Below are 23,875 nucleotides of genomic sequence, written 5' to 3' on the forward strand. Positions count from 1 at the left end.
TGGCTTCGGCTGATCCGTCGGGTTCCGCGCATTGGCGGCGCCCCGCCGGCTGTGCGACGCAGCCCGGGCCGGATCGACACGGCCCAGCCCGGGCGTTGCCTGATGCGTGCCGACGCATGACGTCGGCCGTCGTGGCCGCAGAGCGCCGCCGATCGCGGCGGCGCTCGCACCGAGGCCGGGGACGCTGCGCTCAGTCGTCGCTGACCACCAGCGCACGCAGGCTGTAGTCGCCGGTATGGCCTTCGCCCATCGGCAACGAGTTCAGGCGCACGGCGTAGGTCCCGGTGACGGGGGTCGACGCCACCAGCAGCGAATCGGTGCCACCGCCTTCCTTGTCGTCGTTCTCGGCGACGCGGTCGCCGTCGGGGCCGAACAGGATCAGCACGGTGTCGAAGTCTTCCGACTTGGCGCTGATCGCGACCAGTTGGCCGGCGTCGAGATCGAGCGTGTAGTCGTGGCTGCGGCCGCCGCTGTCGCTGGAACGGTCGCTGGCCTGCAGCACGCCCTCTACGGCGCGTCCGGGTGTGAGCTTGTCGGCGGCGAACGCCGGGACGGCGGCCAGCGCCGTCAGCAGCGCGAGCGAAAACAACGGATTGCGCATTCGGATCCCCTGGAGAGCGACGGAATTGTCGCGGCGCGCAGGGTACACCGGGCGTGCCCGGTGCGGCGCGCCTGCCGTTGGTCGGCAGGCGCGCGCCGGATCATTCCGGCTTGACGAAGCGCAGCGTCATCCGGTCGCTCTCGCCGATCGTGCGGTACTTCTCGGCATCGGCTTCTTCGTGCCTGTTCGACGGCGGCAGGGTCCAGACGCCGTTCGGATGGTCGCGGGTGTCCTGGGGATTGGCATTGATCTCGCTGCGGTCGACCAGGCGGAACCCGGCGCCCTCGGCCAGGGCGATCACCGTCTGCTCGCCGACATAGCCGGACTCGTCGTCGGCCGGAAGTTCCTTCTCCGCACGGTGCTCGACCACGCCGAGCACGCCGCCGGGCTTGAGCACGCTGAAGAAGCCTTCGAACATCGCCTCCGCGGTGCCGTTGCCGAGCCAGTTGTGGACGTTGCGGAAGGTCAGGACGGCGTCGGCCGAGGCATCATCGCCAAAGCGCGGCGCCGCGGGATCGAACTCGACCATCGTCGCGCGGCCGTAGACCTCGGTGGGCTCGCCGCCGAGCCGTTCGCGCAGGCCGTCGCGGGCGCGGGTGTAGTAGGTGCGGCTGTCTTCCTCGTCCTGGCTGTCGGGCGCGACCACCGCGGCCACATAAGTGCCGTTCTCCCGCAGATAGGGCGCCAGGATCTCGGTATACCAGCCGCCGCCGGGGGTGATCTCGATCACGGTCATGTCCGGGGTGATGCCGAAGAAGGTCAGCGTCTCCTTCGGGTGGCGGTATTCATCGCGGGCGGCGAACTCGGGCGTGCGCCAGTCGCCGGCCAGCACCGTATCGAGCGTGGACGACGCCTCCACGGCGACATCGGGCGCGGGCACCGGCGTCTCGCTGTCGGCCGCCGGTGGCGGTGCGTCGTTCTCGGCAGCGCAGGCGGCGAGCAGGGCGGGCAGCAGGGCGGCAAGCAGGACACGCTTCATGACATCTCTCCGTGAACGGGGATCCAAGCCTAGCGCCAAACGCAGCGGCGCGTCAGCGTGTCGCGCCATCGCCCGCGCGCCGGCTGCCGCGGGCCATGGCGGCGGCATGCGCCCGCGCCTCGCCGTGCAGCCAGTCGCGGAACGCGCCGAGCGCGGCATGGTCGCGATGGCGCGGCGGATACACAAGGTAGTGCGCATAGTCGGTCTTCATCCGTTGCCGTCCGAGCCGCTGCAACTGCCGGGATTCGAGCAGCAGCCGCACCCGCGTCAGGCGCCCGAGCGCCACGCCGAGACCGGCGGCGGCGGCCCGGTGCAGTGCTTCGGCGTCGCCGAAGCGCGCGGCGAACCGCACCGGCATGTCGCCGCCGTGACGCGCGAACCAGGCCGGCCAGGCATCGGGACCGGGATCGCCGAGCAGCGGCCAGTCCTGGAGCCGCTCGACGCCGGCCTTGCGCATCCGCGCCACCAGCGCCGGGCTCGCCACCGGCGCCAGCCAGTCGTCGAACAGGTGTTCGGCGACCACGCCCGGCCATTGGCCGCGACCGCTGCGCAGCGCCGCATCGACCTGGCCCGGGCGCGAGAAGTCGACCACGGCCGCGTCCGAGAGCAGGTTCAACTCGACCTGCGGCTGCGCGGCCAGGAATTCCGATAGCCGCGGCAGCAGCCAGGCCGACGCCAGCGACGGCACCACGCTGAGCGTCAGCACGTCGTCGCGGCGCGCGGCGAACGGGCGCAGCGCCGCCTCGATCGCATCCAGGTGCGGCGAGACCTGCTCGAGCAGGCGCTGTCCGTCCGCGGTCGGATGCACGCCGCGCGGCCCGCGCTCGAACAGGCGGCGATCGAGCCGCTGTTCCAGCGAACGGATCTGGTGGCTGAGCGCGCTGACCGTCAGATGCATTGCTTCGGCGGCACGGGTGAGGTTGCCGGCGCGCGCCGCCGCCACGAAGCCCTGCAGCGCGTGCAGCGGCGCGCGGATGCCGTCGGGGCGCGTGGCTGGGGTTGAGCTCAATTCAAGTCTACCTTGCAGATATGTCGCTTTTCCGGCACCGACTATCGGCCTATGTTCGAAACCGATCAAGTCGAAGAGGAGATCGCCATGAGCATCTGGAATGGATTGCTGTTCCTGCAGGGGCATGTCGTCAGCCCGCGGCTGGCGCTCGCGCTGGCCGATGCCGAGTCCGTGCCGGCGCCTGCGGCCGTACCGCCGCCGCTCCACGATGACGCGCATCGTCGCTCCGCCACGGCGGCTTGCCGCTGAGGCGTCGCGCCACCGGAACACAGCATCACGCCACGGGTTCGCGCACCGGCAACATCGGCAGCGTTATCGTGATTGGCCTCGCCAAACATCGAATCGCGCATGGCCGCAGCAGAAGACGCAAGACCGCTCGGCCGCTCCGGCCTGCGGGTCCGCCCGCTCGCCTTCGGCGGCAACGTATTTGGCTGGAGTGCCGACGAGAAGACCGTGTTCGCGCTGCTCGACGCCTTCGTCGATGCCGGCTTTTCCCTGGTCGACACCGCCGATGTCTATCCGGCGTGGGTGCCGGGCAACCAGGGCGGCGAGTCGGAGACGATCATCGGCCGCTGGCTGGCCGCGCGCGGCGGCCGTGACCGATTGGCCATCGCCACCAAGGTCGCCAAGTGGAGTGCGCGGCCAGGGCTGTCGCCGGACAACATCGCCGCCGCCGCCGATGATTCGTTGCGGCGGCTGCAGACCGACTGCATCGACCTGTACTTCGCCCACGAGGACGATCCGGACGTGCCGCTCGAGGATACGCTCGGCGCATTCGCGCGCCTGATCGAACAGGGCAAGGTGCGTGCCATCGGCGCCTCCAACTACGATGCGCCGCGGCTGGCCGAGGCGCTGGCGGTGGCGCAGCGACATGGGCTGCCGCGCTACGAGGTGCTGCAGCCCGAGTACAACCTGTACGACCGCGCGGACTACGAGGCGTCCCTGGAACCGCTGGCGCGCGAACACGGCCTCGGCGTGATGAGCTACTACTCGCTGGCCAGCGGCTTCCTCAGCGGCAAGTACCGCAGCGCCGCCGACGCCGCCAAGAGCGGCGCCCGCGGCGCCACCGTGGTCCGGCGCTATCTCGACCAACGCGGCGAACGCATCCTCGAGGCGCTCGATGCCGTGGCCGCCGCACACCGCGCCACCCCGGCGCAGGTGGCGCTGGCCTGGCTGATCGCGCGCGAATCGATCACCGCGCCGATCGCCAGCGCCACCAGCCTTGAACAGCTGCACGAACTGCTCGCCGCCACCGACCTCGCGCTGTCGGCGGCCGACATCACCGCGCTGGACGCCGCCGGCGCCGACACAGGGAAGCCTTCATGACCGCCACCGACAACACCCGCATCGTGCTCGCCTCGCGCCCGCAGGGCGAGCCCACCAGCGAAAACTTCCGCGTCGAACGCGCGCCCTTACCGCAGCCGGAAAAGGGCCAGGTGCTGCTGCGCAACCGCTGGTTGTCGCTCGACCCCTACATGCGCGGGCGCATGAATGCCGGGCGCTCGTACGTCGCGCCGATCGAGGTCGACGCGGTGATGGAGGGCGGGACCATCTCGGAAGTGGTCGAATCGCTGCACCCGGACCTGCAGCCCGGGGACCTGGTGCTGGCCGACGGCGGCTGGCAGACCCACGCCGTCGCCGATGGCGAAAGCCTGCGTCGCAAGCTCGATCCGGATGACGTGCCGGTCACCACCGCGCTCGGCGTCTACGGCATGCCCGGCTTCACCGCCTATGCCGGCCTGCACGAGATCGGCAAGCCACGGCCGGGCGAGACCCTGGTGGTCGCCGCCGCTTCCGGCCCGGTCGGCGCCACCGTCGGCCAGATTGCAAAACTGCGCGGCGCGCGCGTGGTCGGCATCGCCGGCGGGGCGCGCAAGGTCGCGCACTTGCGCGACGATCTCGGTTTCGACGTCGCCCTCGACCATCGCGCCGACGATTTCGCCGAACAGCTGAAGGCGGCGGTGCCGGATGGCATCGACGTGTACTTCGAGAACGTCGGCGGCCACGTGTTCGACGCGGTGCTGCCGCTGCTCAACGAGTTCGCGCGGGTGCCGGTATGCGGCCTGATCGCCCACTACAACGACAGTGCGCCGCCCGAGGGTCCCGACCGTCTGCCGCAGCTGATGGCACTGGCGCTGGCCCGGCGCCTGACCATCCGCGGCTTCATCGTCTTCGACTTCAACAAGCTCTATCCGGAGTTCCTGCGCGAGATGGGCGCATGGCTGCGTGACGGCAAGGTCCGCTACAGCGAGGACATCGTCGAGGGCCTGGAGAACGCGCCGCAGGGCCTGATCGGCCTGCTGCGCGGCGAGAACTTCGGCAAGCGCCTGGTGCGGATCGCATAAGCAACCGCGATCCCCGCGATCCCCAAGGGTCACGCAATTCTTTGGCCCGTGTCTTCCCCCTTTGAAAAAAGGGGGACTGAGGGGGATTTGCTTTGGCCGTGACAGCGCCTACGCCAATCCCCGCCCCGCCGCCGCGCGACACCGCCCGCGCGCAATCCCCCCGCCCGACGCCACGGCAGCAACCCGTAGGAGCGCGCCATGCGCGCGATGCCGCGGGCACGGCGCCGCCCGCGAATCCCGGTGACCTGCGCGCCTGCCGGTCCGGAATCGCGGCATCCACCGGTTCCGGCCGATACCCGCGGCATCGCGCGCATGGCGCGCTCCTACGGATAGGCATTGCCATGCGTGACGAGAAAGGCCCGGCATTGCCGGGCCCTTCTCGGTGCGGCGGCGCTGGCGCCCTCAGCTCGCGGCCAAACGCTCCAGCGCGGCCGTGAAGGTCCCGCTCGGGCGCATCGCCTGCGCGGCCTTCGCCTGGTCCGGGTGGTAGTAGCCACCGATATCGACCGCGGCGCCCTGCACCCGGTTCAACTCTTCGACGATCTTCGCCTCGTCGTCCGCAAGTGACTGCGCCAGCGGCGCGAACCGCGCCTTCAGCGCGGCGTCGTCGTCCTGCGCCGCCAGCGCCTGCGCCCAGTACAGCGCCAGGTAGAAATGGCTGCCGCGGTTGTCCAGCTCGCCGACCTTGCGCGACGGCGAACGGTTGTCGTCGAGGAACCGGCCGTTGGCCGCGTCCAGCGTCTTCGCCAGCGCCCGCGCGCCGGCGTTGTCGTGGCGCTCGGCCAGGTGTTCCAGCGACGCCGCCAGCGCCAGGAACTCGCCCAGCGAATCCCAGCGCAGGTGGTTCTCCTCGACGAACTGCTGCACGTGCTTGGGCGCCGAGCCGCCGGCGCCGGTCTCGAACAGGCCGCCGCCGGCCATCAGCGGCACCACCGAGAGCATCTTGGCGCTGGTGCCCAGCTCCAGGATCGGGAACAGGTCGGTCAGGTAGTCGCGCAGCACGTTGCCGGTAACGGAGATCGTGTCCTCGCCCTTGCGGATGCGCGCCAGCGAGAACTGCGTCGCCTCCACCGGCGGCAGCACGCGCAGATCGAGGCCGGCGGTGTCGTGGTCCTTCAGATAGGTCTCGACCTTGGCGATCACCTGCGCATCGTGCGCGCGGTTCGCGTCCAGCCAGAATACCGCCGGGGTCGCGCTCAGGCGCGCGCGGCCTACTGCCAGCTTCACCCAGTCGCGGATCGGTGCGTCCTTGGTCTGGCACATGCGCCATACGTCGCCGGCCTCCACCGCGTGCTCGAACAGCACGTTGCCGGTCTCGTCGGTCACCCGCACGGTGCCGTCGGCGGGGATCTGGAAGGTCTTGTCGTGCGAGCCGTACTCCTCGGCCTTCTGCGCCATCAGGCCGACGTTCGGCACGCTGCCCATCGTCGCCGGGTCGAACGCGCCGTTGGCCTTGCAGTCGTCGATCACCGCCTGGTACACGTCGGCGTAGCAACGGTCGGGGATCACCGCCTTGGTGTCCTGCAGCTGGCCGTCGGCATTCCACATGCGGCCCGAGTCGCGGATCATCGCCGGCATCGACGCATCCACGATCACGTCGCTGGGCACGTGCAGGTTGGTGATGCCCTTGTCGGAGTTCACCATCGCCAGCCCCGGGCGGGCGGCGTACACGGCGGCGATGTCGGCCTTGATCTGCGCCTGCGTCTGTTCGGGAAGCGTGCCGATGCGCGCGTACAGGTCGCCGATGCCGTTGTCCGGATCGAAGCCGACCTGCCGCAGCGCTTCGGCGTGCTTCTCCAGCGCCTCACCGAAGAAGGCGCTGACCGCCTGGCCGAACAGGATCGGGTCGGAGACCTTCATCATGGTCGCCTTCAGATGCAGCGAGAACAGCACGCCCTGCGCCCTGGCGTCCTCGATCTGTGCCTGCAGGAACGCCGCCAGCGCCTTGCGCCGCATCACCGAGGCGTCGACGATCTCGCCGGCCTGCACCGCCACCTTCTGCTTGAGCACCGTGCTGCCGCCGTCGGCGTGCAGCAGCTCGATCTTCAGGCCGCCGGCTGCGCCGATCGTCGCCGAGCGCTCGCTGCCGTAGAAATCGCCGTCGTCCATATGTGCCACGTGCGTCTTCGAGTCCGCGTTCCAGGCGCCCATCCGGTGCGGATGCTTGCGCGCGTAGTGCTTCACCGACAGCGGCGCGCGGCGGTCGGAATTGCCCTCGCGCAGCACCGGGTTCACCGCGCTGCCGGTGACCTTGGCGTAGCGCGCGTGGATGTCGCGCTCGTCGTCGTCCTTCGGCTCGTCCGGGTAGTCCGGCAGCGCATAGCCTTGCCCCTGCAGCTCGCGGATCGCCGCCTTCAACTGCGGCTCGGAGGCGCTGATGTTCGGCAGCTTGATGATGTTGGCCTCCGGCGTGGTGGCCAGCTCCCCCAGCTCGGCGAGGTGGTCGCCGATCCGCTGTTCGGCCGTCAGCCGCTCCGGGAACTGCGCCAGGATCCGCCCGGCCAGCGAGATGTCGCGGGTCTCCACCGCGATGCCGGCGGTGGCGGTGAACGCCTGCACGATCGGCAGCAGCGACTGGGTGGCGAGGAACGGGGCTTCGTCGGTCAGGGTGTAGATGATCTTCGGCGTGCTGGGCATGGGGGCGTCGGGATCCTGCGGGCGAGAACGAGAAGGGGAAACGCCGCGAGCGCAGGGACCGGGGCCCCGGCCATGCGCGGCCCGGGAGCGTGTCGGTCGGTCCCGGTGCGGAACGGCGCGAGCGATCGAGCCATTGTCGCGTGTTCCGCAAGTGCGGGCAAAGCGCGGCTGGCGATGCAGCCGGCAGGCGCTGCGGGAAGCGCTCAGCCATGACCGCCGCACTCGACAAGGCCGGTGCGCGGCCTGCTTCTGCGGAGCGTTTCAGCTCCGACCCGCCGCCGCCTGAACCGAAGCGCCTTCCGCAGGCTCGCCCTCGCCGTCCGCCGCGTCGCCTTGCGGCGCCGGCTCCCAGCCGAACACGCTGCGGCCGCCGTAGGCATGCGACTGCCGGCGCTCCTCGTCGATCAACTGCTCGACCGAAGGCCCGCCGGCGTGGCGCTCGAGCCGCCGCGCCTGCGCATCCAGGCGCTTGAGCGCCTGCAGCTGCTCCTCGCGGCCGAGCTTCGCGCTGTGCACCGCACGCTTCAGTACGCCGATGGTCTGGTCGTACACGCGCGTGGGCACCGGGAACGGATGGCGGTCCTTGCCGCCATGCGCCAGCGAGAAGCGCGCCGGATCGGTGAAGCGGCACGGCGTGCCGTGCAGCACCTCGGCCACTAGCGCCAGCGCACGCACGGTGCGCGCACCCACGCCCGGCACCTGCAGCAACTCGGTGAAATCGCGCGGCCCGCACTCCGCGGCCGCGGCCAGGTTGCCGCGCAGGCGCCGCGCGACCACATCGCTGCCGCGCACGTCGTGCCGATCAGGCAGGCAGAGATGCGGCAGCAGGTCCAGCTGCAAAGATTCCTTCTCCCGTTTACGGGAGAAGGTGCCCGAAGAGCCTGCCCCGGACTCGATCCGGGGGCGGATGAGGGCGCTCTTCGACCGCGCATCCATCTCCCCCATTCGCCCTTCCAACCTCCCCCACTCCCGCGCCACCCCATCCGGCCCCAGCGTCCCAAGCATCTCCACCTGCGCCCGTCGCGCCGCCTCGGCGCGCCGGTCCGCCAGATTGACGATGCGCCCCCGCCCCGGCCCCTCGATCGCCGCATGCGGCGCATCGACGAAGCTGGTCAGCCCCTCCGACAGCCAGTGATAGCGGCGCGCCTGCTTCGCCTCGCCGTTCATCCCCTGCTGCACCACCACCCAGCGGCCCTCGTCGCTGACGATGAAACCGTGCAGGTACAGGTCGAACCCATCCTGCAGCGCCGCGCTGTCGACCTTCGCCACCAGCCGGCTGGCCGCCGCCAGCGCCGCGCCGTCGAAGCCCACGCGCTCGCCGATCGCCACCAGCTCGCCCGGCGTGGCCCGCGAATGCCGGCCGCGGCCGCCGCACACGTGGATGCCCAGCTCGCCCGACAGCGGCGCCAGCCCGCGCTTGAGCGCGCCGATCACGCTGGTGGTGATGCCTGACGAATGCCAGTCCATGCCCATCACCGCGCCGAACGACTGGAACCAGAACGGATGCGCCAGCCGCCGCAACAGCTCGTCGCGGCCGTACTCGTGCACGATCGCCTGGCACATCACCGCGCCCAGGCGCGTCATCCGCTCGCCCAGCCAGCGCGGCACGCGGCCGCCGTGCAGCGGCAGATCGGCGCTTCCGGATCGTCGGCTCATGGCGGCGGTGGCCTCATCGGCGCATGGTCGTGTCCGGCGGTCTCACGCCATGAGACGCGGTGCCGGGCATGCGCCAAGGCCGACTTGCACGCCCACACGAGCAGGCGTATATACGTTAGTTATAACCAGTCTGGAGCCACGCCCATGAAGCTCAAGATCACCACCATCGGCAATTCCGCCGGCGTCATCCTGCCCAAGGAGCTGCTCGCCCGCCTGCGTCTGGGCAAGGGCGACGAGCTGTTCGCGCTGGAAACCCCCGACGGCATCAAGCTCACCACGTTCGATCCCACGCTTGCCGCGCAGATGGATGTGGCCGAGGACGTCATGCGCAGGCGCCGCACCCTGCTGCACAAGCTGGCGCAGTAGCCGCGGCCATGATCGTCTGGATCGAAAAGCCGCTCGCGCTGGCCATCCACGACCGCCAGTTGGCCGAGCACGGCGGCAACCCCGGCGTGCGCGACGAAGGTCTGCTGGATTCCGCCCTCGCCCGCCCGCAGCAGCTGCACGCCTACGGCGACCCGCCGCCGGACCTGGCCGACCTCGCCGCCAGCCTCGCCTTCGGCCTGGCCCGCAACCATCCCTTCATCGACGGCAACAAGCGCACCGCCGCCGTGGCCTGCGAAGTCTTCATCGTGCTCAACGGCGCCACGCTCCAGGCCGACGACCTGGCGCTGTATCCCGTCTACATTGCGCTCGCCGAAGGCAGCCTGCCCGAAGACGACTTCGCCGCCTGGCTGCGCCGGCACATCGCGCCGGCCGAGACTAGGCTGCACGAACCACGGGCGCGTTACGCGCGTTGAAGCGACACCGCCTGCGCGAGGTCATCGGGCCAATCTCGACCCTGAGCGGTCACTCGCTGACGCTCTAGGCGCGGTGCCGTGGTGCCCGACACGAGCGATCTAGCGATTACCTGGCCGATAGCGGCAGCCACCAAGCTAACCCTGGCATTTCGCTATCTTGCCCGACCCGATTCCACCACCGCCGGCGAAGCGCCCAGATAGGCTGTTTTCTCCATCACCAAGTCGATGAAGGCCGATACAGCCTTCGGCAGATGGCGTCGACTGGGGTAGAGCACATTCACACCGTGGCCTTCGCAGGTGTAGTGCGACAACACCGGCACCACCCGGCCTGCATTGAGATCGATCCTGGCCATCGTGCTTGGCAGGAGTGCAATGCCGAGCCCAGCGACCGTGGCCTTCCGAAGCGCTTGCGCCGTGCTCGCACTCAGGCGGGGCTGGAGTCTAACTTCCTCTTTCAAGCCGTCCGGCCCTTGCAGGCGCCACTTCAGGATGCCGCCGGGCTGGGTGAAGCCCAGACACTGGTGATTCTCCAGATCGCTCAGCTGCGTTGGAGCGCCATGCGCAGCCAGATAGAGAGGACTCGCCACCAGACCATTGCTGCCAGCCGGGTGCAGCTTTCGCCCTACATACCCTGAGTCCCGAAGCGGGCCGCCTCGAAAAGCCACGTCGATGCGCTCTGCAATGAGGTCGGTGGAGGCATCGCTGAGCACGAAGTCCATGCGCACGCGGGGATGTTGATCGAGAAAGGCGGCCAGCCAATCCATCTCGAAGAAGTCGAAGAAATCCGCAGGCGCCGCCACGCGCACCAACCCGCTGGCCTCGTCCGTGCCGCTCATCAGCTCTTGGCCTGCATCGACCAGGCCGTCGATCGATGCGGCACATCTCTCATGCAAGGCCTCACCCGCGCTGGTCAGGGTCAGCTTGCGAGTCGATCGTTGCAGCAAGCGTGTGCCCACCTTGTCTTCCAAGCCCTGGATGCGTCGGCTGACCGTATTGGCAGGCATATCCAACCGGCGCGCCGCCTCGGCAAAGCTGCCGCTGCGAACAACCTGGACAAACAGGGCGATGTCGTTGAGATCCAGCGAGGCGGCCATTCGTTGTGTTTTTGGATGGGTTCAATCCAATTAAACCATCTACCGGAGCAATCGGACGAATCCTAAAGTGCCGCCATGGCACCGCAAGGCAGCCATCGAGCCCACCCTCACCAAGGAATGTCCATGAACCCTTCAACTACTTTGTCCACCATGCAGCGCCGGATCGTCTGGGGCGTTCGCATCCTCCTCGCCCTGGCCTTTACGGCGGCCGGTGCCGCCAAGCTCGCCGGAGCCCCCGACATGGTCCAGCTGTTCGACGCTGTTGGCTTCGGTCAGTGGTTCCGCTATGTCACGGGCGCAATCGAAGTACTGGGTGCGGTGTTGCTGATCATTCCTTCCAAGGGGTTCTACGGCGCCGCCTTGCTGACGGCCACGATGATCGGCGGCACGGCCACCCATCTGTTCCTGATCGGCGGCAACCCCGTGCCGGCTATCGTTCTGGCCCTGCTCTCGGCGTTCGTGGCCTGGCGCCTGCAGCCGGTGCGCCTGTTCGCTCCGGCGCATTGACGGAGGCCATCAATGAACCTCCAAACCGTTTCCCGGATGGATCAGCGCCGTGAAGCTGCAGGGACAAGCGCCGACACACCGCATCGCGCCATTGTTCACCGCAATCGCGGCACCACCCACGGCCCGATCACGCGCCTGGTCAGTCCCGGCGATCTTGGAGAGCACATCAAGCCCTTCGTGTTCTTGGACTACTTCAAGATTTCTGCCACCGGAGCACCCCGCCTTGCGATGCATCCGCATTCCGGGATCGCCACGCTCACCTACCTCATGAAGGGGCGCATGCGTTACGAGGACTCGACGGGCAAGGAAGGCGTGCTGCTGAGTGGCGGCGCGGAGTGGATGCGTGCGGGCAACGGCGTGTGGCACACCGGGGAGCCCATCGAGAACGTCGCCGGGTTGGGCTTTCAGCTGTGGGTGGCCCTGCCTGCCTCACACGAGAATTCTCCGCCACAGAGCATGTACTTGTCGCCTGGCGACATCGCGCGCGAAGGGCCCGTGCGGGTTTTGGCAGGGCGCCATGGCCGGACCCGGGGCGCGATCCCCGCCCCGGGCGACATGAACTATTTGGTGGTCGAACTTCGCGATGGCGAGCGTTGGCAATACACGCCGCCACCAAGCCACGATGTGGCGTGGTTAGCCGTGGGCGCGGGGACGGTGGATGCAGGCGGCCTGGTCGATACAGGCCAGTTGGCAATCTTCGAGGAGTCCAATCAAGCGATCGACGTCGTAGCTCACGGCGATACGGTGTTTGTTCTGGGATCAGCGGCCAAGCATCCGTACGACTTGATCACGGGCTATTACTCGGTTCACACCAGTCCTGAAGCCTTGGCGCAAGGCGAGGCCGAGATCCGTCGACTCGGCAAGGAGCTGCGCAGGCAAGGACGCTTGTGATCCCGAGAGTTCTGACGGACCTCTGCCAGCTGGACAGATTTTTCCCTCGCCGACCGACATCACGCGCGGCTTACGCATCGCCCGCGTGGTGCTCCATCGCTCAGCTTTCCATCTCAATGAAACGATGAGGACTTACACATGAGCCAGACCCACGAATCGACCGCCACCCCGTCCCGCGCCGAGCAAATCGCGGGGCTTGTCTCGGGCATGGTGAACCCCCTGCGGTCGCCCATCCTCCGCAATCCAACCGAAGACGGCCTGGAATATGCCGACGTGTACTTCCCGGCGATGGACGGCGTCCGGCTGGACGGCTGGTTCATCCCAGCCGACGGCGACCGGCTGATCATCGCGAACCATCCGATCTGGGCGAACCGCTACGGGTTTCCCGGCCATATTGCCCCGTATGGCGATCCGTGGGTCGCGAGCGGCAATGACATCGAAGTCAACTTCATGCCGGACTACAAGCGTCTGCACGATGCCGGCTACAACATCCTGGCCTACGATCTGCGCAACTTCGGCCACAGCGCCTCGGGCGGTGGCAACGCGATCGGCAACGGCATCCGGGAGTATCGCGACGTGATCGGATCGCTCCGCTATGCCCGCTCGCGATCGGACCTGCGCCACATGAAGATCGGGCTCCTCAGCCGCTGCTGCGGCATGAACGCCACGATGGTGGGCCTGAGCAAGCATCCGGACGAGTTCGAGGGCGTCCACGCCATCGTAGCCCCTCAGCCTATCTCGCTCAGCTCCTTCTATCGCACGATCCTGGACCACATGGGCATGCCCGACGCCCTGCCCGAAGTCGCCGAGGCACTTCGTCGCGCCACCAGCATGGAGCTGAAGGACATGGACATGCCGCAGTACGCAAGCGCCGTCGACATCCCGACGCTGCTACTGCAGGTACGCGAGGACACGTTGACGACGCCGGCAGACGTGCAGGCCATCTTCGACGCCATTCCGGCCGAGCAGAAGGAGTTGATCTGGATCGAAGGCACGCAGCGGCGCTTCGACGGCTACAACTACCTGCCGAATAATCCGAAGCCGATGTTGGACTGGTTTGAGCGCTTCATGGCGTAGCCACAGCTTCCCGGGCCGTTGGAGAGTCCGCTCTCGCCCATGGCGGACATTCGAGCTGCGCGGTTGGTTGCCTGCCAAACAGGGGCAGCCCAAGCTCGTGGGCAATCCTCGATCCACGGGCCGGCGCGACACAGAAAATGACGCAGATGCAAACCGTCCGTCTCTCCGCCCTGGCGGCCATCTGTCTGTTGGCTCTTTCCTGTGCGGGCGCTTCGATTGCGGCGGACTATTCACAAGAAGTGCCGTTATGGCCCGAGGACTCTCGAGTCCTGCAGGACGGAATCAGAGAACTTGCCGAGGAAGAATGGGCGCTCACCCGTCCGACATTCCTGCTCTATTCTCCGCAGGTCAGTTCGACACGGTCTGCTGTCCTCGCTTTCGCGGGAGGCGGCTACAAGGCACTGGCGATTGGACCGAACACCACGATCGGACCCAATGGGACCGATGTCTGCCGGTGGCTGACAGACTCCGGGATCACTTGCATCCTCTTGAACGCGCGCACCTGACATGGCATCGCATCGGAACAGCACCCTACGGCGGCGAGGGTCCGGATATTGCGGCGAATGTACGTCAGTTCGGGCACAGATCCGGCGATTTAACCCCGGATACCGGTGTCAGGTGATATCGCATCAGCGTGACTCCGGCTTGCGTTCGAATGGCTTCATGAGTGGCTTCGACCGTTTCAAAGAGGCTTGGGGCTGTCTCGGAGGTCGTTTCCGACCGTCTTGCCCGCTCGATCAAGAGGCCTGGGGCGGTGCACAACTCGGTAGGGAAGGCGACACGGAAGCCGTAGCGCTGCAGTTGAGCCACGGACCAGACGCGCACTTGCGGAAAACGAAGCGCGAGCGATCCGGTTCGAGCGTAGTCGGTCGTGGCGATCCATGTTGCGCCCTTTTCCTCGAGCAGTTCAGTGATGGCATCTTGGGTCGCTGACCATCCGCGCGTCTGGTTTGGTGGATTGTCGGCCGTGCCGATCGGGGCGACCGGGTTGAGGGCGGTCGCGACCAAACCGACGCTCATCGACAATGCGACGGCGAGGGTGGCCTTGGTCCACAGCCGCGGCGACTGCGCTCGAGCAAGGCCAAAGGCCGCAAGAATGGCGAAGAGCGCCTGCAGCGGCACGATCCAGTTGGCTTGCACTGGCGCATGCGTCGCGTGATAGGCGAAGTAGAGCAGGAGCGGAACAGCGCTCCAGACCAGCAGCGCGCTGCCTTCGGGCGGGGCCTTGAGCGCGCGGAAGGCGAACCACGCGACCAATGGTGTCGGCGCCAGGAGCAGGAGCGCGGCGTATTCGCCGAGATATCGGATCGAGAAGCCGGAGGCGACCAGGCGCGCGCCTTGGCGTTCCAGGCCGAGCCAATCGTGTTGCAGGTTCCAGACAAGATAGGGCAGAAGCGGCAGCATCGCCGCGGCCACGGCCATCCAGGGCAGACGCGTGGGCAGGTACGCGCGGCCCTTTGGCGTGGCGATCAGGTAGGCCAGCAATCCGAAGGCCAGGAAGGCATTGGTGAACTTCGACAGGCCGCCGAACCCGATCAGTAGACCCGTGCAGACCCACCATAGCGTCGCGGAACGTGTGTCCGGGGGCGTGTTGGTCGCGCGGATCGCGGCCCAGAGTGCGGCGACCCAGAACAGGGTCGAGGGCGCGTCGGGGGTGGCGAAACTGCCCAGCGCGAAGACGAGCAGGCCAAGGTTGTAGAGCGTCGTCGCCAGCACTGCCAGACCCACGGCGCCACCGGACATGCGCCGCGCCATCTCGCCCACCAGGTATCCCGAGGCGACGAAACCGATCACCGGGAACAGGCGGATGCCGAGCGCGGATTCGCCAAAAAGGTCCGTACCCATGCGGATCATGTAGGCGATCATGGGCGGGTGATCGTAATAACCAAGCGCCAGATCGCGGGCCCACAGCGCGTAGTAGGCCTCATCGTCGAAGAGGGGTACCCATGCAGCGATGGCGAGGTGAACGGCCAGAAACGCGAGCGATACGGTGAAAACGGAAAGCCGCATCAGAGAGTTGCCTTTGCCCCTTGCGTTCGGGGACGAGTGCGCCAAGTAAACAGTGAAGAAGCAACGAAGTTCCAAACTGCGCCAGCAATCGCGCCGACGATGCTTGCCGGGGCCCAGAACGGCATCGCCGCGAAGAACACGTTGGCCACGCCCACGTTCATGACCGCACCGAGCGCGCAGACCGCGTAGAAGCTCAGCAACCCGCGCCAGATCGCGCGCCCGCGCAGAGCGCGGTCCCGATAGGTGATCAGGTTGTTCAACAGGAAATTCGAGTTGATGGCTGCGAACACCCCGAAGGCCTGCGCGAGCGCAAATTGATCCGTCAGAGAGGCCAGCGCGATCTTGACGGCAAGAAGCTGCACGAAGATGCCCGTAAAACCGACGGCACAAAACAGTACGAACCGCGTCGACACCAGTCCGCCGGTCTTCCGGACCACCAGCAGCGACACGAACTCGAGCGCGACGGCGGAATCCATCTTGGATTCTCCGGCGTGACGCGACCGAAACGTGTAGGGGATCTCATGCGTCTTCCATCGCCCTGCAGACGCGGCCAGCATGTCGGCGAGAATCTTGAACCCTTCGCCTTGAAGGGACGTGACCACCTCGTTGAAGGACAGGCGGCGCACCATGAAGAACCCGCTGACCGGATCGGAGGCCGTGATGTTCAGCAGACGCTGCGTCAGGGCTGTCGCACGATCGCTGCCCCATCGTCGGATACGGGACAGGCCCTGCCCGCTCGACCCGCCCTCGATGTTGCGACTGCCGATCACGATGTCCAATGCGTCATCGCCTTGCAACGCATCGAGCATGGGTGCGAGCCGGGTTTCGTCGTGCTGCAAATCCGCATCGATGACGGCGCAAAACGTGGCCGTGGAGGACAGAACGCCCTCGATACAGGCCCCGGAGAGGCCGCGGCGCCCGACCCGTTGGATGACGCGGACATTGTCGAACTCCAGAGCCAGGGAACGCACTGCCTCAGCCGTGCCATCGGGGCTGTCGTCATCCACATAGACCGCCTCCCAGGACCGCCCCTGGAGCGCGGCGCGCAACAGATCGAACAGCGGCCGGACATTGTCCTTTTCGTTGAATGTGGGGATGACGACGCTCAGGTCGTACATGCGCTGGCCCTGCATTCGGCCGTTGGCCCCGGGGCGGCTTGGCGCCTCGAAGGGCCCATGCACGACGGCGCCTTGGCTTCGGGAGGGAGCCGTGTCCATTAGAGAAGCGGTACGCCTGGCCGAGTGACCAAACGCTTCCTGATGGGTCCAAGCCGTCGTGAGAGCTTGTAGATGAGGAAGCCGACCAGCGCCCCGATCACCATCCCGGTCAGGGTGTCCGCCGGATAGTGCACCCCCACGTAGATGCGGCTATAGCCCACGATCGACGCCCAGAGCAGCAACAGAAGCAGCAGGTGCCTGTGGATTCTTCGGAACAGCAGGCCCAGGAAAACCGCGAATGCCATCGAATTCGCAGCATGCGCCGAGAAATAGCCATAGCGTCCGCAACGCGGCGCGAGATAGCGGATGAGCTCCTGCAGATGCTCTTCCCGGCATGGCCTGGGGCGCTCGAAACCGTCCTTGAAGAGATTGGCCAACTGGTCGGTTGCGGTGATCATCACTGCGATCAGCCCCAGAACCACCAGCATGCTCTTCAGTCCAAAATGGCGATGCACCAGATACATCAGCGCCGCGAAAACAGGGATCGTTGAAAGCCTGCTGGTGACAAACAGCCAGAAGCCGTCCCAACGTCCCGAACCCAGCGAGTTCAGAAGCACGAACAGCTGCTCATCCAGCCGTAACACCCCGCCGAAGAAGCTGCCGACCGCAACCGGCGACGAATCCCCCTGCACCGCTTCGCCCACAAGCAGAGCGTTGGTCGCGATCCATAGTCCGAACAGTGCGCCGCCGGCAGCCAACGCAACGCCGATCACGGCGGCCCAGCGCAAAGGCTTGATCGAGAGGGAAGCGACGCGTTCGATCGCCAGTCGCAGCGGGCCGGAGGTGCTCCATTTCCAGTGGCCGCCCGCACGCAGGTCGCGGCCGTACTCGATCACCTGGGCCTCCATGCCGGCCCGGCCACGATGAGCGAAACTTCGCTCATTCGCGGCGCGGGCATGTGGCCGGCGGGTGCCAGATCGGAACGGTTCCGGCGTGCGGACGCATGCGATGCCTCGCGCTATGACGAAGCGCAACTGTCAGGCGATGCGTCTTTCCGGATACTTACTGCACAGGAAGTTCCCGCCGACGAGGAATCGGTGCGGCCGGGTAAGTGTCCAGTAAGGCTTTCAGTGCGAGCGCGTTACCTCCAGCATTCGCCAGGGCACAGAACGACCTGACGAGCCACATTCACGCAGGCCATCTTTGCCAGCGCCTCTGATGTCACTGGTGCCTCTCTGGCGAGAAGAGGTTCAATGCGGGGTCGAAGACGTCGCTACGCATTCCGAACGCACCCATGACGCTGTGAAACACGTTCGCGTGGGAAAACGTGCCTTCGACTGTCATTGTCGTGCTCGCGTTTGAATGGGCTGCGCTGGAATCCCATACGATCAACGGGATTTCCTTCTGAACGGCAGGTGCAATCGACCAGGGCGTCCCGTGCAGATACAGGTTGTACTCCCCCAGCGATTCGCCATGATCGGAAACGTAGATCAGCGAGGTCGAATAACCCTGTAACCCCTTCAGCATGTCGATGGCCTGCCCCACGACGAAATCCGTGTAGACGATGGTGTTGTCGTAGGCATTGACCAGTTCGTCGCTCGAGCACTGGTGCAACTGGACCGATGCGCACACCGGTGTAAACACGTTGAAGCGCGACGGGTAGCGCGTGTTGTATGCCGGCCCGTGACTCCCCTCGAGGTGGAACACCACCAGGATGCGCTGCTGGCTCGATGCAGCAATACGCGCTTCGATGCCGCGCAACAAACCTTCGTCGTAGTCGCACGCCTCTCCTGTGCAGCCTGCCTTCAGATCGCCAAGACGTTCGAAGTGCCGTACGCCCATTGCGGGCTCGCCGGCGTTGTTCGTTCGCCAGGTGACTTCGACGCCATGGCGCTGGAGATAGCTGGTCAATGGCTCCCACCGCGCCCGCGCCCCGGGGTCCTGATGGGCCAGGATGCATTCGAGGGAGGCAGTCGTGTACGTGGCGCACGACCGGGCCTTCTTGAAGACCGTGGCGCCAGCCTTGGCGATTGCCGGGTTGGTCCGCCTTCCGTACCCATACAGGGAGAAATTCTGCGCGCGGGCGGACTCCCCGATGATCAGGAAGACGACCTTCCGTTCGTTCGACACGAAATGGGCGGGCGGCAACAGCCTGCGTTCGTGCGGAGCCACGTTGCCTGCCCAGTAGCGCACACCATTGACCACGTACGACCAGGGCAAGACCATGCCGCCAATCCGCTTGGCGTACTGATCGATCCATAACCAGCTCTGGGATGCGCCATACGCCCAGCAAAGCGTGAAGAGGCCGACCGCGACGGGCATTGCCAGGCGCTGGCGGAAGGGCGTGTGCGTCACCTCGACTTGCAGGAGAACCCAGCAAGGCACGATGCCCAGGAACAAGACGTACACGAGCATCCAGGGATGGAACAGGCCGGCCGCTTCCGACGTGTCGGTGTTGAAGACGTTGCCCATCATGGTGTCGTCCAGCACGACGCCATACGTGACCAGGAAATAGAGTGCGATGGCGTTGACGACCGCCATCGCCATGCATGATGGCTTGACCAGTCGCTGCGAGATCAAGGCGATCAGGCCAATGAATACTGCGGTCATTGCCACGACCAGGACGGGCAACGTGAGCAACGTCATGCCCGCACGCAAGGATGCGACATCCAGATGATCGATGCCGAAAAGATAGAGTGGCGCGTGATACGCCGCCCCATTGAACAGCGCCCAGACCAGAATGAACATCGATGTTCGGAAACGCCAGCGCACCCTGGGAACGAAAGCGCCAGACAACAATCTGCGCGCTAGGGCGTGCATGCTGATCGTCTCACGCGGATCTCCTGGTGATGGATCGTGGGGGATGACTGGCGGCCGCCGGGTTGGCGCGAATCCCCGCCAACCTACGACCTGTACTTTCCTGTAAACAAGGCAGCGCAGAAGATGCCGATCAATGCGCCTGCAATCACCGCGGATCCGGTATGCGCATCGAGCGCTACGCGCGCAAGCATTGTCAGCAACAGCACCGGCACCAAATAGAACAGGTGCCACCATCCGTAGCGACGCCCCACGAAGTACACCGCCGAAGACGCCAGTGAGGCGTGTCCGGAAGGCATGTTGTGCCGTCCGCCATAAGGACGTTCACCCAAGCGCACTCCCAGGATGACGACTGGATCCAGTGCGCGCTTCAAGCCATGGGTCATGATGGTGCCGGTAACGCCGATATAGACGATTTGCATCACCCCTATCGGGTCGCGTTTGACTATGGGCAATGCCACCACTGCGATCGTATTGATATGCCGTCCGTACCGCTCTGTACCAGTGACCAGTGCGTGTTCGCTGCGCGGCGTATCGCGGTAGCTCGATAAATCGGACGGATAAACAACAGACGAAGCAATGCCGGCGAGACATACCGCCAACAGTAGTCGCGGCCGTCGTACTTGCACGTAGGCCTTCTTCGCCAGCGCCTTCAGCGTTGTCGGTTCTCTGGCGGGGGACAGATTCAAGGCGCGTTCTAAGACGTCGCGGCGCATGCCGAATGCGCCCATCGCGCTGTGAAGCCTTCCGCGCGGAAAACGTGCCTTCGCCAGTCGATGTCGTACTTGCCGGCCCCGCGACACGATCCACGCAGATAATCGTGTTGGCGCAACCAGCAACGGGCTCGAGGTGCTCCGCTTCGGGCGGCCGCCCGCGCGAGGGGCGCTGTCGTACTCGATCACCCGGGTCTCCCTGCCGACCCAGGCACCAGCCCCGGCAATGGCCGCACCGCGTCCACTGCCTTCCGGCCCGACGTGCGGCAGTCGCCGCCACCGGCGGGGATGCGGAGATCGCCGGTCCGATCAGGCGCCCGGTGAAGCTCCAGGCAGTGCGGGAGCACTGATGTCTCGTCGCAGAACGCAACGCTGGTCGAAATGCTATTCATGCACGACGCGGGCGAGTGCCCCGGGGCGTGCCGGATCGGAACGGTTCCGGCGTGCGGATGCATGCGATGCCTCGTGCTATAACGAAGCGCGACTGTGAGGCGACGCGTCCTTCCGGAGACTTACCGGACAGGGAACCCCCGCCGAACAGGCATGGGTTCGGCCAGGTAAGTGTCCAGTAAGGAAAACGCTCGATAATGCCGCTCGTGCGCGGCGCGTTGAACGCATGCAGGAGTAAGGCTTTCAGTGCGAGCGCGTTACCCCCATCTGGCACCCCAGAACGAAACGCCGCGATGAGCCGCATTCTCCTGATCGAGGATCACGAGCGGCTTGCGCGACTGGTCTGCAAGGGACTCGCGGCAGCCGGAATCGCCGTCGATGTCGTCGATCGCGTCGAGGCGGCATGGACCATCATCCGGCGCATGCCTTACCAGGCGCTGGTGATCGATCGCGGGTTGCCGGATGGCGATGGGCTCGTCCTGCTGCGGCGCATGCGCGGCGCCGGAATGGGCATGCCCTGCCTGGTGCTGACGGCGCGGGACGCGTTGCGCGACCGTGTGGAGGGCCTGGATGCCGGCGCCGACGACTACCTGCCAAAACCATTCGCCATGGACGAGATGGTGGCGCGCGTGCGGGCATTGCTGCGTCGCCCGGTGGAGGTTCGCCAGCTCGACCCCAGCCAGGGCGATCTGACGCTGCGGCCCGGCGACGGCATCATGTGTTGCGGCGAAAGGAGCGCGAGGCTGCCCCCGGCGGAAATGCAGATCATGCTGTTGCTGCTGCGCAAGCACGAGGAAGTCGTACGCCGCGGCGCGCTGGAGTCGGCCGGTTGGGGACTGGGCGAGGCCGTCACCCCGGGCGCGCTGGATGTCGCCCTGCATCGCATCCGCCGCAAGCTGCGCGCCATCGGTTCGCGCCAACGGATCATCAATGTCAGAGGTCTCGGCTATGCCGTTCGTGAAGCCGACAGTGCCGAACAGCCTTAGCCTGCGGGTCCTGCTCGCGTACGTGGTCGGGGTGATCCTGAGCGTTTTGCTCATGATCCTGGTGACCCTCGTGCTGACGACTTACCGCAGCGACCTGTTGCTGAAGGCAGACATGGCCGAGTACACGCGGCAGCTGGTCGGGGCGGTCCGGTTCGACGGCAAGGGTGTCCCAGTCGGCTTCGCGGCCAGCGAGGAAGACGACAGGTGGATCTACGAGAGTCTCAAGGAGGAAGTTGCCTACCGCGTGCTGGACGAATCCGGGCGTCCGGTGCTCGTTTCAGCTGCCGGAGAAGGATTCTGGTCTCCCGCCGAATCGCGGCAACTCGTGCCTGGAAGCTTCAACTTCGAACGCGGGGGCGTCCGGGTGCACAGCGTCATCGAGCCCTTCGAGCATGGCGGAAGGACCTGGTACCTGCAGTTCGCCGTCAGCACGAGGATACTGGGCTTCATCTACGAGGAATTCACCCTGCCATTCATGGGTGCAGCCGTCGTCATATTCAGCGTGCTGCTGCTCGTCGTCTTCGGCATCTGCGCCTATGTCACGCTCGGATACACGCTCAAGCCCTTGCGCAAGCTGTCGGAGTCCGCAACCTCGATCTCACCGCGCGCACTCCACGCGCGATTGCGCACCGAGGCGGTGCCGTCCGAGATCGCGCCCCTGGTGCACAGCTTCAACCGCGCGCTCGACAGACTGGAACACGGATACCGCGTGCAGCAGGAGTTCCTTGCGACGGCTGCGCACGAGTTGAAGACGCCGCTGGCATTGATCCGCGCGCAGGTGGAGTTGAGAGAAGAGGGCGAGGACCGCGACGCGCTGCTCGGCGACGTCGAGCACATGACGCGCCAGGTGCAGCAACTTTTGCTGCTGGCGGAAGCCAGCGAGGTGCAGAACTACGGATTCGCCACCACCGATGTGCAGGAGGTTGCGCAGGACGTCGTTGCCTACCTGCAGCGCATGGCCGAGGCGGCGCACGTGCATGTGACCCTTTCCGGCGCGTCCGTTGCGCGATGGCAAGCCGATCGCGGTGCGCTGTTCACCCTGCTGAAGAACCTGCTGGAAAACGCCATCGAGCATGCGCCGCGCGGCACCGAGGTGCAGGTGGAGGTGGACGCTGAAACGGTGACGGTGCGCGATTCTGGCCCCGGCGTGGATCCGCAACATCTGTCGCAAATGTTCTCCCGCTTCTGGCGTGGCGCCCATCGGCGCGACCAAGGTGCTGGCCTCGGCCTGGCCATCTGCCGGGAAATCGCGCTGGCGCATGGATGGGTGCTGTCCGCGCACAGGGCGGACCCGGGATTGCTGCTCCGGTTGTCCGTGAGCATGGGGCCTTCAGGTCTAGCGGAATAGCAACCGAAGAACCACCGCACCACGGGACATGGCGGTCTGCCTGGAGTTGCTGGCGGAGCAGGCCCAGCTGGTGCTGGACGAGATGTTTTGGCCGGCGGAGCGGGCGGAACGGCGCAAGCGGGATTGCAGCAGGCGTCGCACGCCCTGCACTGAGCGGGGGCGACTCCGCCCCGGGACGCTCCAGCGCCCCGGAGCATCGAGCGCCCAGATCAGTTCGCGTATTTCACTGAACACCCGTACGGGCGCGTCACCGGGGTGCTGACCGGCTGCCCGGCCGCCAGCTCCGCCAGCGCCTGCGGCACGTACTGCGTCGCCTTGGCGATGTCGGCCGGGTCGGGGCTCGGAATGCTGTCGATGCCTCCGGCGTAGCGCAGCACGCCGTCGGGATCGATGACGTACATATGCGGGGTGGTCTTGGCGCCATAGGCGCGGCCGGTGGTGCCGTCCGGGTCGAGCAGGTAGGCGGTCTGCGCGGCGCGGGCCTGGCCGCGGATCCGTTCGGCGGCGGCGCCGTCGACGTGTCCCTGCTGGCCCGGGGCCGACGAGTTGACGCTCAGCCAGACGACATCGTCGGCGGTCGCGTCGCGCTGCTGGGTCTGCATGTTCTCCGATCCATAGTGCTTCTTGACGAACGGACACTCGTGATTGGTCCACTCGAGCACCACGGTCTTGCCGGCGAAGTCGGCCAGGCTGCGCGTCTGTCCGGCCGAATCGACCAGGGTGAAGGCCGGGGCGGGCTGGCCGACCGCCGCGGCGGCGGCGGCGTCGGAGGCAGCGCAGGCCGTCAGTGCAGCGGCGGCGAACATCAGTGCAGTGGTGAGCAGTGGGGCTTTCATCGGTCGGTCTCCTGGGTCGGGA

At 66.6% G+C, this 23,875-nt stretch carries 23 protein-coding genes; 11 read left to right on the plus strand and 12 right to left on the minus strand.

Going from position 1 to position 23,875, the window contains the following annotated elements; all coding sequences use genetic code 11:
• Window positions 1–190 precede the first annotated feature (190 nt).
• From FXO19_RS13980 to FXO19_RS13990, 3 genes are all read right to left on the minus strand, one after another.
• The gene (locus FXO19_RS13980) at window positions 191–601 is read right to left on the minus strand and encodes a PPC domain-containing protein (RefSeq protein WP_149195715.1); all 411 of its coding nucleotides are present in this window, start codon (window positions 599–601) and stop codon (window positions 191–193) included.
• 100 nt (window positions 602–701) lie between these two features.
• Window positions 702–1,580 (minus strand): class I SAM-dependent methyltransferase, encoded by an 879-nt coding sequence (locus tag FXO19_RS13985; protein ID WP_255516432.1) that lies wholly within the window; start codon window positions 1,578–1,580, stop codon window positions 702–704.
• A 52-nt stretch (window positions 1,581–1,632) separates the two neighbouring features.
• Complete coding sequence (locus tag FXO19_RS13990) at window positions 1,633–2,556, minus strand: LysR substrate-binding domain-containing protein (RefSeq protein ID WP_425481483.1); 924 nt, start codon at window positions 2,554–2,556, stop codon at window positions 1,633–1,635.
• 120 nt (window positions 2,557–2,676) lie between these two features.
• Here FXO19_RS13990 and FXO19_RS19295 point away from each other — a divergent pair, with 120 nt between their 5' ends.
• From FXO19_RS19295 to FXO19_RS14000, 3 genes are all read left to right on the plus strand, one after another.
• Window positions 2,677–2,838, plus strand: coding sequence for a hypothetical protein (locus tag FXO19_RS19295; RefSeq protein WP_187775800.1), 162 nt, complete (start codon window positions 2,677–2,679; stop codon window positions 2,836–2,838).
• Between the two features lie 99 nt (window positions 2,839–2,937).
• Window positions 2,938–3,915, plus strand: coding sequence for an aldo/keto reductase (locus FXO19_RS13995; RefSeq protein WP_149195717.1), 978 nt, complete (start codon window positions 2,938–2,940; stop codon window positions 3,913–3,915).
• The gene (locus tag FXO19_RS14000) at window positions 3,912–4,934 is read left to right on the plus strand and encodes an NADP-dependent oxidoreductase (RefSeq protein WP_149195718.1); all 1,023 of its coding nucleotides are present in this window, start codon (window positions 3,912–3,914) and stop codon (window positions 4,932–4,934) included. The genes FXO19_RS13995 and FXO19_RS14000 overlap by 4 nt, the downstream gene beginning before the upstream one ends.
• Window positions 4,935–5,336: 402 nt before the next feature.
• Here the strand turns inward: FXO19_RS14000 and FXO19_RS14005 are convergent, their stop codons facing one another.
• Together FXO19_RS14005 and FXO19_RS14010 are read right to left on the minus strand one after the other, a co-directional pair.
• Window positions 5,337–7,571, minus strand: a complete 2,235-nt coding sequence (locus tag FXO19_RS14005; protein ID WP_149195719.1) for an NADP-dependent isocitrate dehydrogenase — start codon at window positions 7,569–7,571, stop codon at window positions 5,337–5,339.
• 261 nt (window positions 7,572–7,832) lie between these two features.
• The gene (locus tag FXO19_RS14010) at window positions 7,833–9,227 is read right to left on the minus strand and encodes a DUF763 domain-containing protein (protein WP_149195720.1); all 1,395 of its coding nucleotides are present in this window, start codon (window positions 9,225–9,227) and stop codon (window positions 7,833–7,835) included.
• Window positions 9,228–9,371: 144 nt separating this feature from the next.
• Between FXO19_RS14010 and FXO19_RS14015 the strand changes: the two genes are divergently transcribed.
• Both FXO19_RS14015 and FXO19_RS14020 read left to right on the plus strand, forming a co-directional pair.
• The gene (locus tag FXO19_RS14015) at window positions 9,372–9,593 is read left to right on the plus strand and encodes an AbrB/MazE/SpoVT family DNA-binding domain-containing protein (protein WP_149195721.1); all 222 of its coding nucleotides are present in this window, start codon (window positions 9,372–9,374) and stop codon (window positions 9,591–9,593) included.
• A gap of 8 nt (window positions 9,594–9,601) precedes the next feature.
• Entirely contained in the window at window positions 9,602–10,027 is a 426-nt protein-coding gene (locus FXO19_RS14020; RefSeq protein WP_149195722.1) for a type II toxin-antitoxin system death-on-curing family toxin, read from the plus strand.
• Between the two features lie 152 nt (window positions 10,028–10,179).
• Here FXO19_RS14020 and FXO19_RS14025 read toward each other — a convergent pair whose 3' ends face one another.
• A complete protein-coding gene (locus FXO19_RS14025) occupies window positions 10,180–11,121 on the minus strand; it encodes a LysR family transcriptional regulator (RefSeq protein ID WP_149195723.1) in 942 nt (313 codons plus the stop codon).
• A gap of 123 nt (window positions 11,122–11,244) precedes the next feature.
• On the opposite strand from FXO19_RS14025, the gene FXO19_RS14030 reads away from it, so the two are divergent.
• The 4 genes from FXO19_RS14030 (at window position 11,245) to FXO19_RS14050 (ending at window position 14,102) form a co-directional block, all read left to right on the plus strand.
• Complete coding sequence (locus FXO19_RS14030; RefSeq protein WP_149195724.1) at window positions 11,245–11,628, plus strand: DoxX family protein; 384 nt, start codon at window positions 11,245–11,247, stop codon at window positions 11,626–11,628.
• Between the two features lie 12 nt (window positions 11,629–11,640).
• Entirely contained in the window at window positions 11,641–12,519 is an 879-nt protein-coding gene (locus FXO19_RS14035; protein ID WP_255516434.1) for a pirin family protein, read from the plus strand.
• A gap of 138 nt (window positions 12,520–12,657) precedes the next feature.
• On the plus strand, window positions 12,658–13,596 hold the full coding sequence (locus tag FXO19_RS19300; RefSeq protein ID WP_223115511.1) for an alpha/beta hydrolase family protein: 939 nt from the start codon (window positions 12,658–12,660) through the stop codon (window positions 13,594–13,596).
• Window positions 13,597–13,733: 137 nt separating this feature from the next.
• Window positions 13,734–14,102: a hypothetical protein gene (locus FXO19_RS14050; RefSeq protein WP_149195727.1), complete on the plus strand. Its 369-nt coding sequence runs from the start codon at window positions 13,734–13,736 to the stop codon at window positions 14,100–14,102.
• 64 nt (window positions 14,103–14,166) lie between these two features.
• On the opposite strand, the gene FXO19_RS14055 is transcribed toward FXO19_RS14050, so the two are convergent.
• The 5 genes from FXO19_RS14055 to lpxE form a co-directional block, all read right to left on the minus strand.
• Window positions 14,167–15,606: an ArnT family glycosyltransferase gene (locus FXO19_RS14055; RefSeq protein ID WP_149195728.1), complete on the minus strand. Its 1,440-nt coding sequence runs from the start codon at window positions 15,604–15,606 to the stop codon at window positions 14,167–14,169.
• Window positions 15,606–16,724, minus strand: a complete 1,119-nt coding sequence (locus FXO19_RS14060; RefSeq protein ID WP_223115512.1) for a glycosyltransferase — start codon at window positions 16,722–16,724, stop codon at window positions 15,606–15,608. The genes FXO19_RS14055 and FXO19_RS14060 overlap by 1 nt, the downstream gene beginning before the upstream one ends.
• A gap of 98 nt (window positions 16,725–16,822) precedes the next feature.
• Entirely contained in the window at window positions 16,823–17,659 is an 837-nt protein-coding gene (locus FXO19_RS14065; RefSeq protein WP_223115513.1) for a phosphatase PAP2 family protein, read from the minus strand.
• A 325-nt stretch (window positions 17,660–17,984) separates the two neighbouring features.
• Entirely contained in the window at window positions 17,985–19,583 is a 1,599-nt protein-coding gene (gene eptA, locus FXO19_RS14070; RefSeq protein WP_149195730.1) for a phosphoethanolamine--lipid A transferase EptA, read from the minus strand.
• A gap of 83 nt (window positions 19,584–19,666) precedes the next feature.
• Complete coding sequence (lpxE, locus tag FXO19_RS14075) at window positions 19,667–20,482, minus strand: lipid A 1-phosphatase LpxE (RefSeq protein WP_149195731.1); 816 nt, start codon at window positions 20,480–20,482, stop codon at window positions 19,667–19,669.
• A 398-nt stretch (window positions 20,483–20,880) separates the two neighbouring features.
• On the opposite strand from lpxE, the gene FXO19_RS14080 reads away from it, so the two are divergent.
• Window positions 20,881–21,669 carry a response regulator transcription factor gene (locus FXO19_RS14080; protein WP_223115514.1) on the plus strand — a complete coding sequence of 263 codons (789 nt, stop codon included), beginning with the start codon at window positions 20,881–20,883 and terminating at the stop codon, window positions 21,667–21,669.
• Window positions 21,632–23,017, plus strand: coding sequence for an ATP-binding protein (locus FXO19_RS14085; RefSeq protein ID WP_149195732.1), 1,386 nt, complete (start codon window positions 21,632–21,634; stop codon window positions 23,015–23,017). The genes FXO19_RS14080 and FXO19_RS14085 overlap by 38 nt, the downstream gene beginning before the upstream one ends.
• A gap of 209 nt (window positions 23,018–23,226) precedes the next feature.
• Here FXO19_RS14085 and FXO19_RS14090 read toward each other — a convergent pair whose 3' ends face one another.
• Window positions 23,227–23,853 carry a thioredoxin family protein gene (locus FXO19_RS14090; protein ID WP_255516435.1) on the minus strand — a complete coding sequence of 209 codons (627 nt, stop codon included), beginning with the start codon at window positions 23,851–23,853 and terminating at the stop codon, window positions 23,227–23,229.
• Between the last annotated feature and the right edge of the window lie 22 nt (window positions 23,854–23,875).

This window comes from Luteimonas suaedae, assembly GCF_008312895.1.
Lineage (GTDB): Bacteria > Pseudomonadota > Gammaproteobacteria > Xanthomonadales > Xanthomonadaceae > Luteimonas > Luteimonas suaedae.

Excerpts from the sequence above, each read along its gene's own strand:
- FXO19_RS14035 (WP_255516434.1), top strand. The coding sequence starts at position 11,641 with ATGAACCTCCAAACCGTTTCCCGGATGGATCAGCGCCGTGAAGCTGCA.
- FXO19_RS13985 (WP_255516432.1), bottom strand. The coding sequence starts at position 1,580 with ATGAAGCGTGTCCTGCTTGCCGCCCTGCTGCCCGCCCTGCTCGCCGCC.
- FXO19_RS14015 (WP_149195721.1), top strand. The coding sequence starts at position 9,372 with ATGAAGCTCAAGATCACCACCATCGGCAATTCCGCCGGCGTCATCCTG.
- FXO19_RS13980 (WP_149195715.1), bottom strand. The coding sequence starts at position 601 with ATGCGCAATCCGTTGTTTTCGCTCGCGCTGCTGACGGCGCTGGCCGCC.
- FXO19_RS13995 (WP_149195717.1), top strand. The coding sequence starts at position 2,938 with ATGGCCGCAGCAGAAGACGCAAGACCGCTCGGCCGCTCCGGCCTGCGG.
- FXO19_RS14030 (WP_149195724.1), top strand. The coding sequence starts at position 11,245 with ATGAACCCTTCAACTACTTTGTCCACCATGCAGCGCCGGATCGTCTGG.
- FXO19_RS14005 (WP_149195719.1), bottom strand. The coding sequence starts at position 7,571 with ATGCCCAGCACGCCGAAGATCATCTACACCCTGACCGACGAAGCCCCG.
- FXO19_RS19300 (WP_223115511.1), top strand. The coding sequence starts at position 12,658 with ATGAGCCAGACCCACGAATCGACCGCCACCCCGTCCCGCGCCGAGCAA.
- FXO19_RS14010 (WP_149195720.1), bottom strand. The coding sequence starts at position 9,227 with ATGAGCCGACGATCCGGAAGCGCCGATCTGCCGCTGCACGGCGGCCGC.
- FXO19_RS14080 (WP_223115514.1), top strand. The coding sequence starts at position 20,881 with ATGCCGCTCGTGCGCGGCGCGTTGAACGCATGCAGGAGTAAGGCTTTC.
- eptA (WP_149195730.1), bottom strand. The coding sequence starts at position 19,583 with ATGCACGCCCTAGCGCGCAGATTGTTGTCTGGCGCTTTCGTTCCCAGG.
- FXO19_RS14000 (WP_149195718.1), top strand. The coding sequence starts at position 3,912 with ATGACCGCCACCGACAACACCCGCATCGTGCTCGCCTCGCGCCCGCAG.
- FXO19_RS14055 (WP_149195728.1), bottom strand. The coding sequence starts at position 15,606 with ATGCGGCTTTCCGTTTTCACCGTATCGCTCGCGTTTCTGGCCGTTCAC.
- FXO19_RS14020 (WP_149195722.1), top strand. The coding sequence starts at position 9,602 with ATGATCGTCTGGATCGAAAAGCCGCTCGCGCTGGCCATCCACGACCGC.
- FXO19_RS14090 (WP_255516435.1), bottom strand. The coding sequence starts at position 23,853 with ATGAAAGCCCCACTGCTCACCACTGCACTGATGTTCGCCGCCGCTGCA.
- FXO19_RS14025 (WP_149195723.1), bottom strand. The coding sequence starts at position 11,121 with ATGGCCGCCTCGCTGGATCTCAACGACATCGCCCTGTTTGTCCAGGTT.
- FXO19_RS14060 (WP_223115512.1), bottom strand. The coding sequence starts at position 16,724 with ATGTACGACCTGAGCGTCGTCATCCCCACATTCAACGAAAAGGACAAT.
- FXO19_RS19295 (WP_187775800.1), top strand. The coding sequence starts at position 2,677 with ATGAGCATCTGGAATGGATTGCTGTTCCTGCAGGGGCATGTCGTCAGC.
- FXO19_RS14050 (WP_149195727.1), top strand. The coding sequence starts at position 13,734 with ATGACGCAGATGCAAACCGTCCGTCTCTCCGCCCTGGCGGCCATCTGT.
- FXO19_RS14085 (WP_149195732.1), top strand. The coding sequence starts at position 21,632 with ATGCCGTTCGTGAAGCCGACAGTGCCGAACAGCCTTAGCCTGCGGGTC.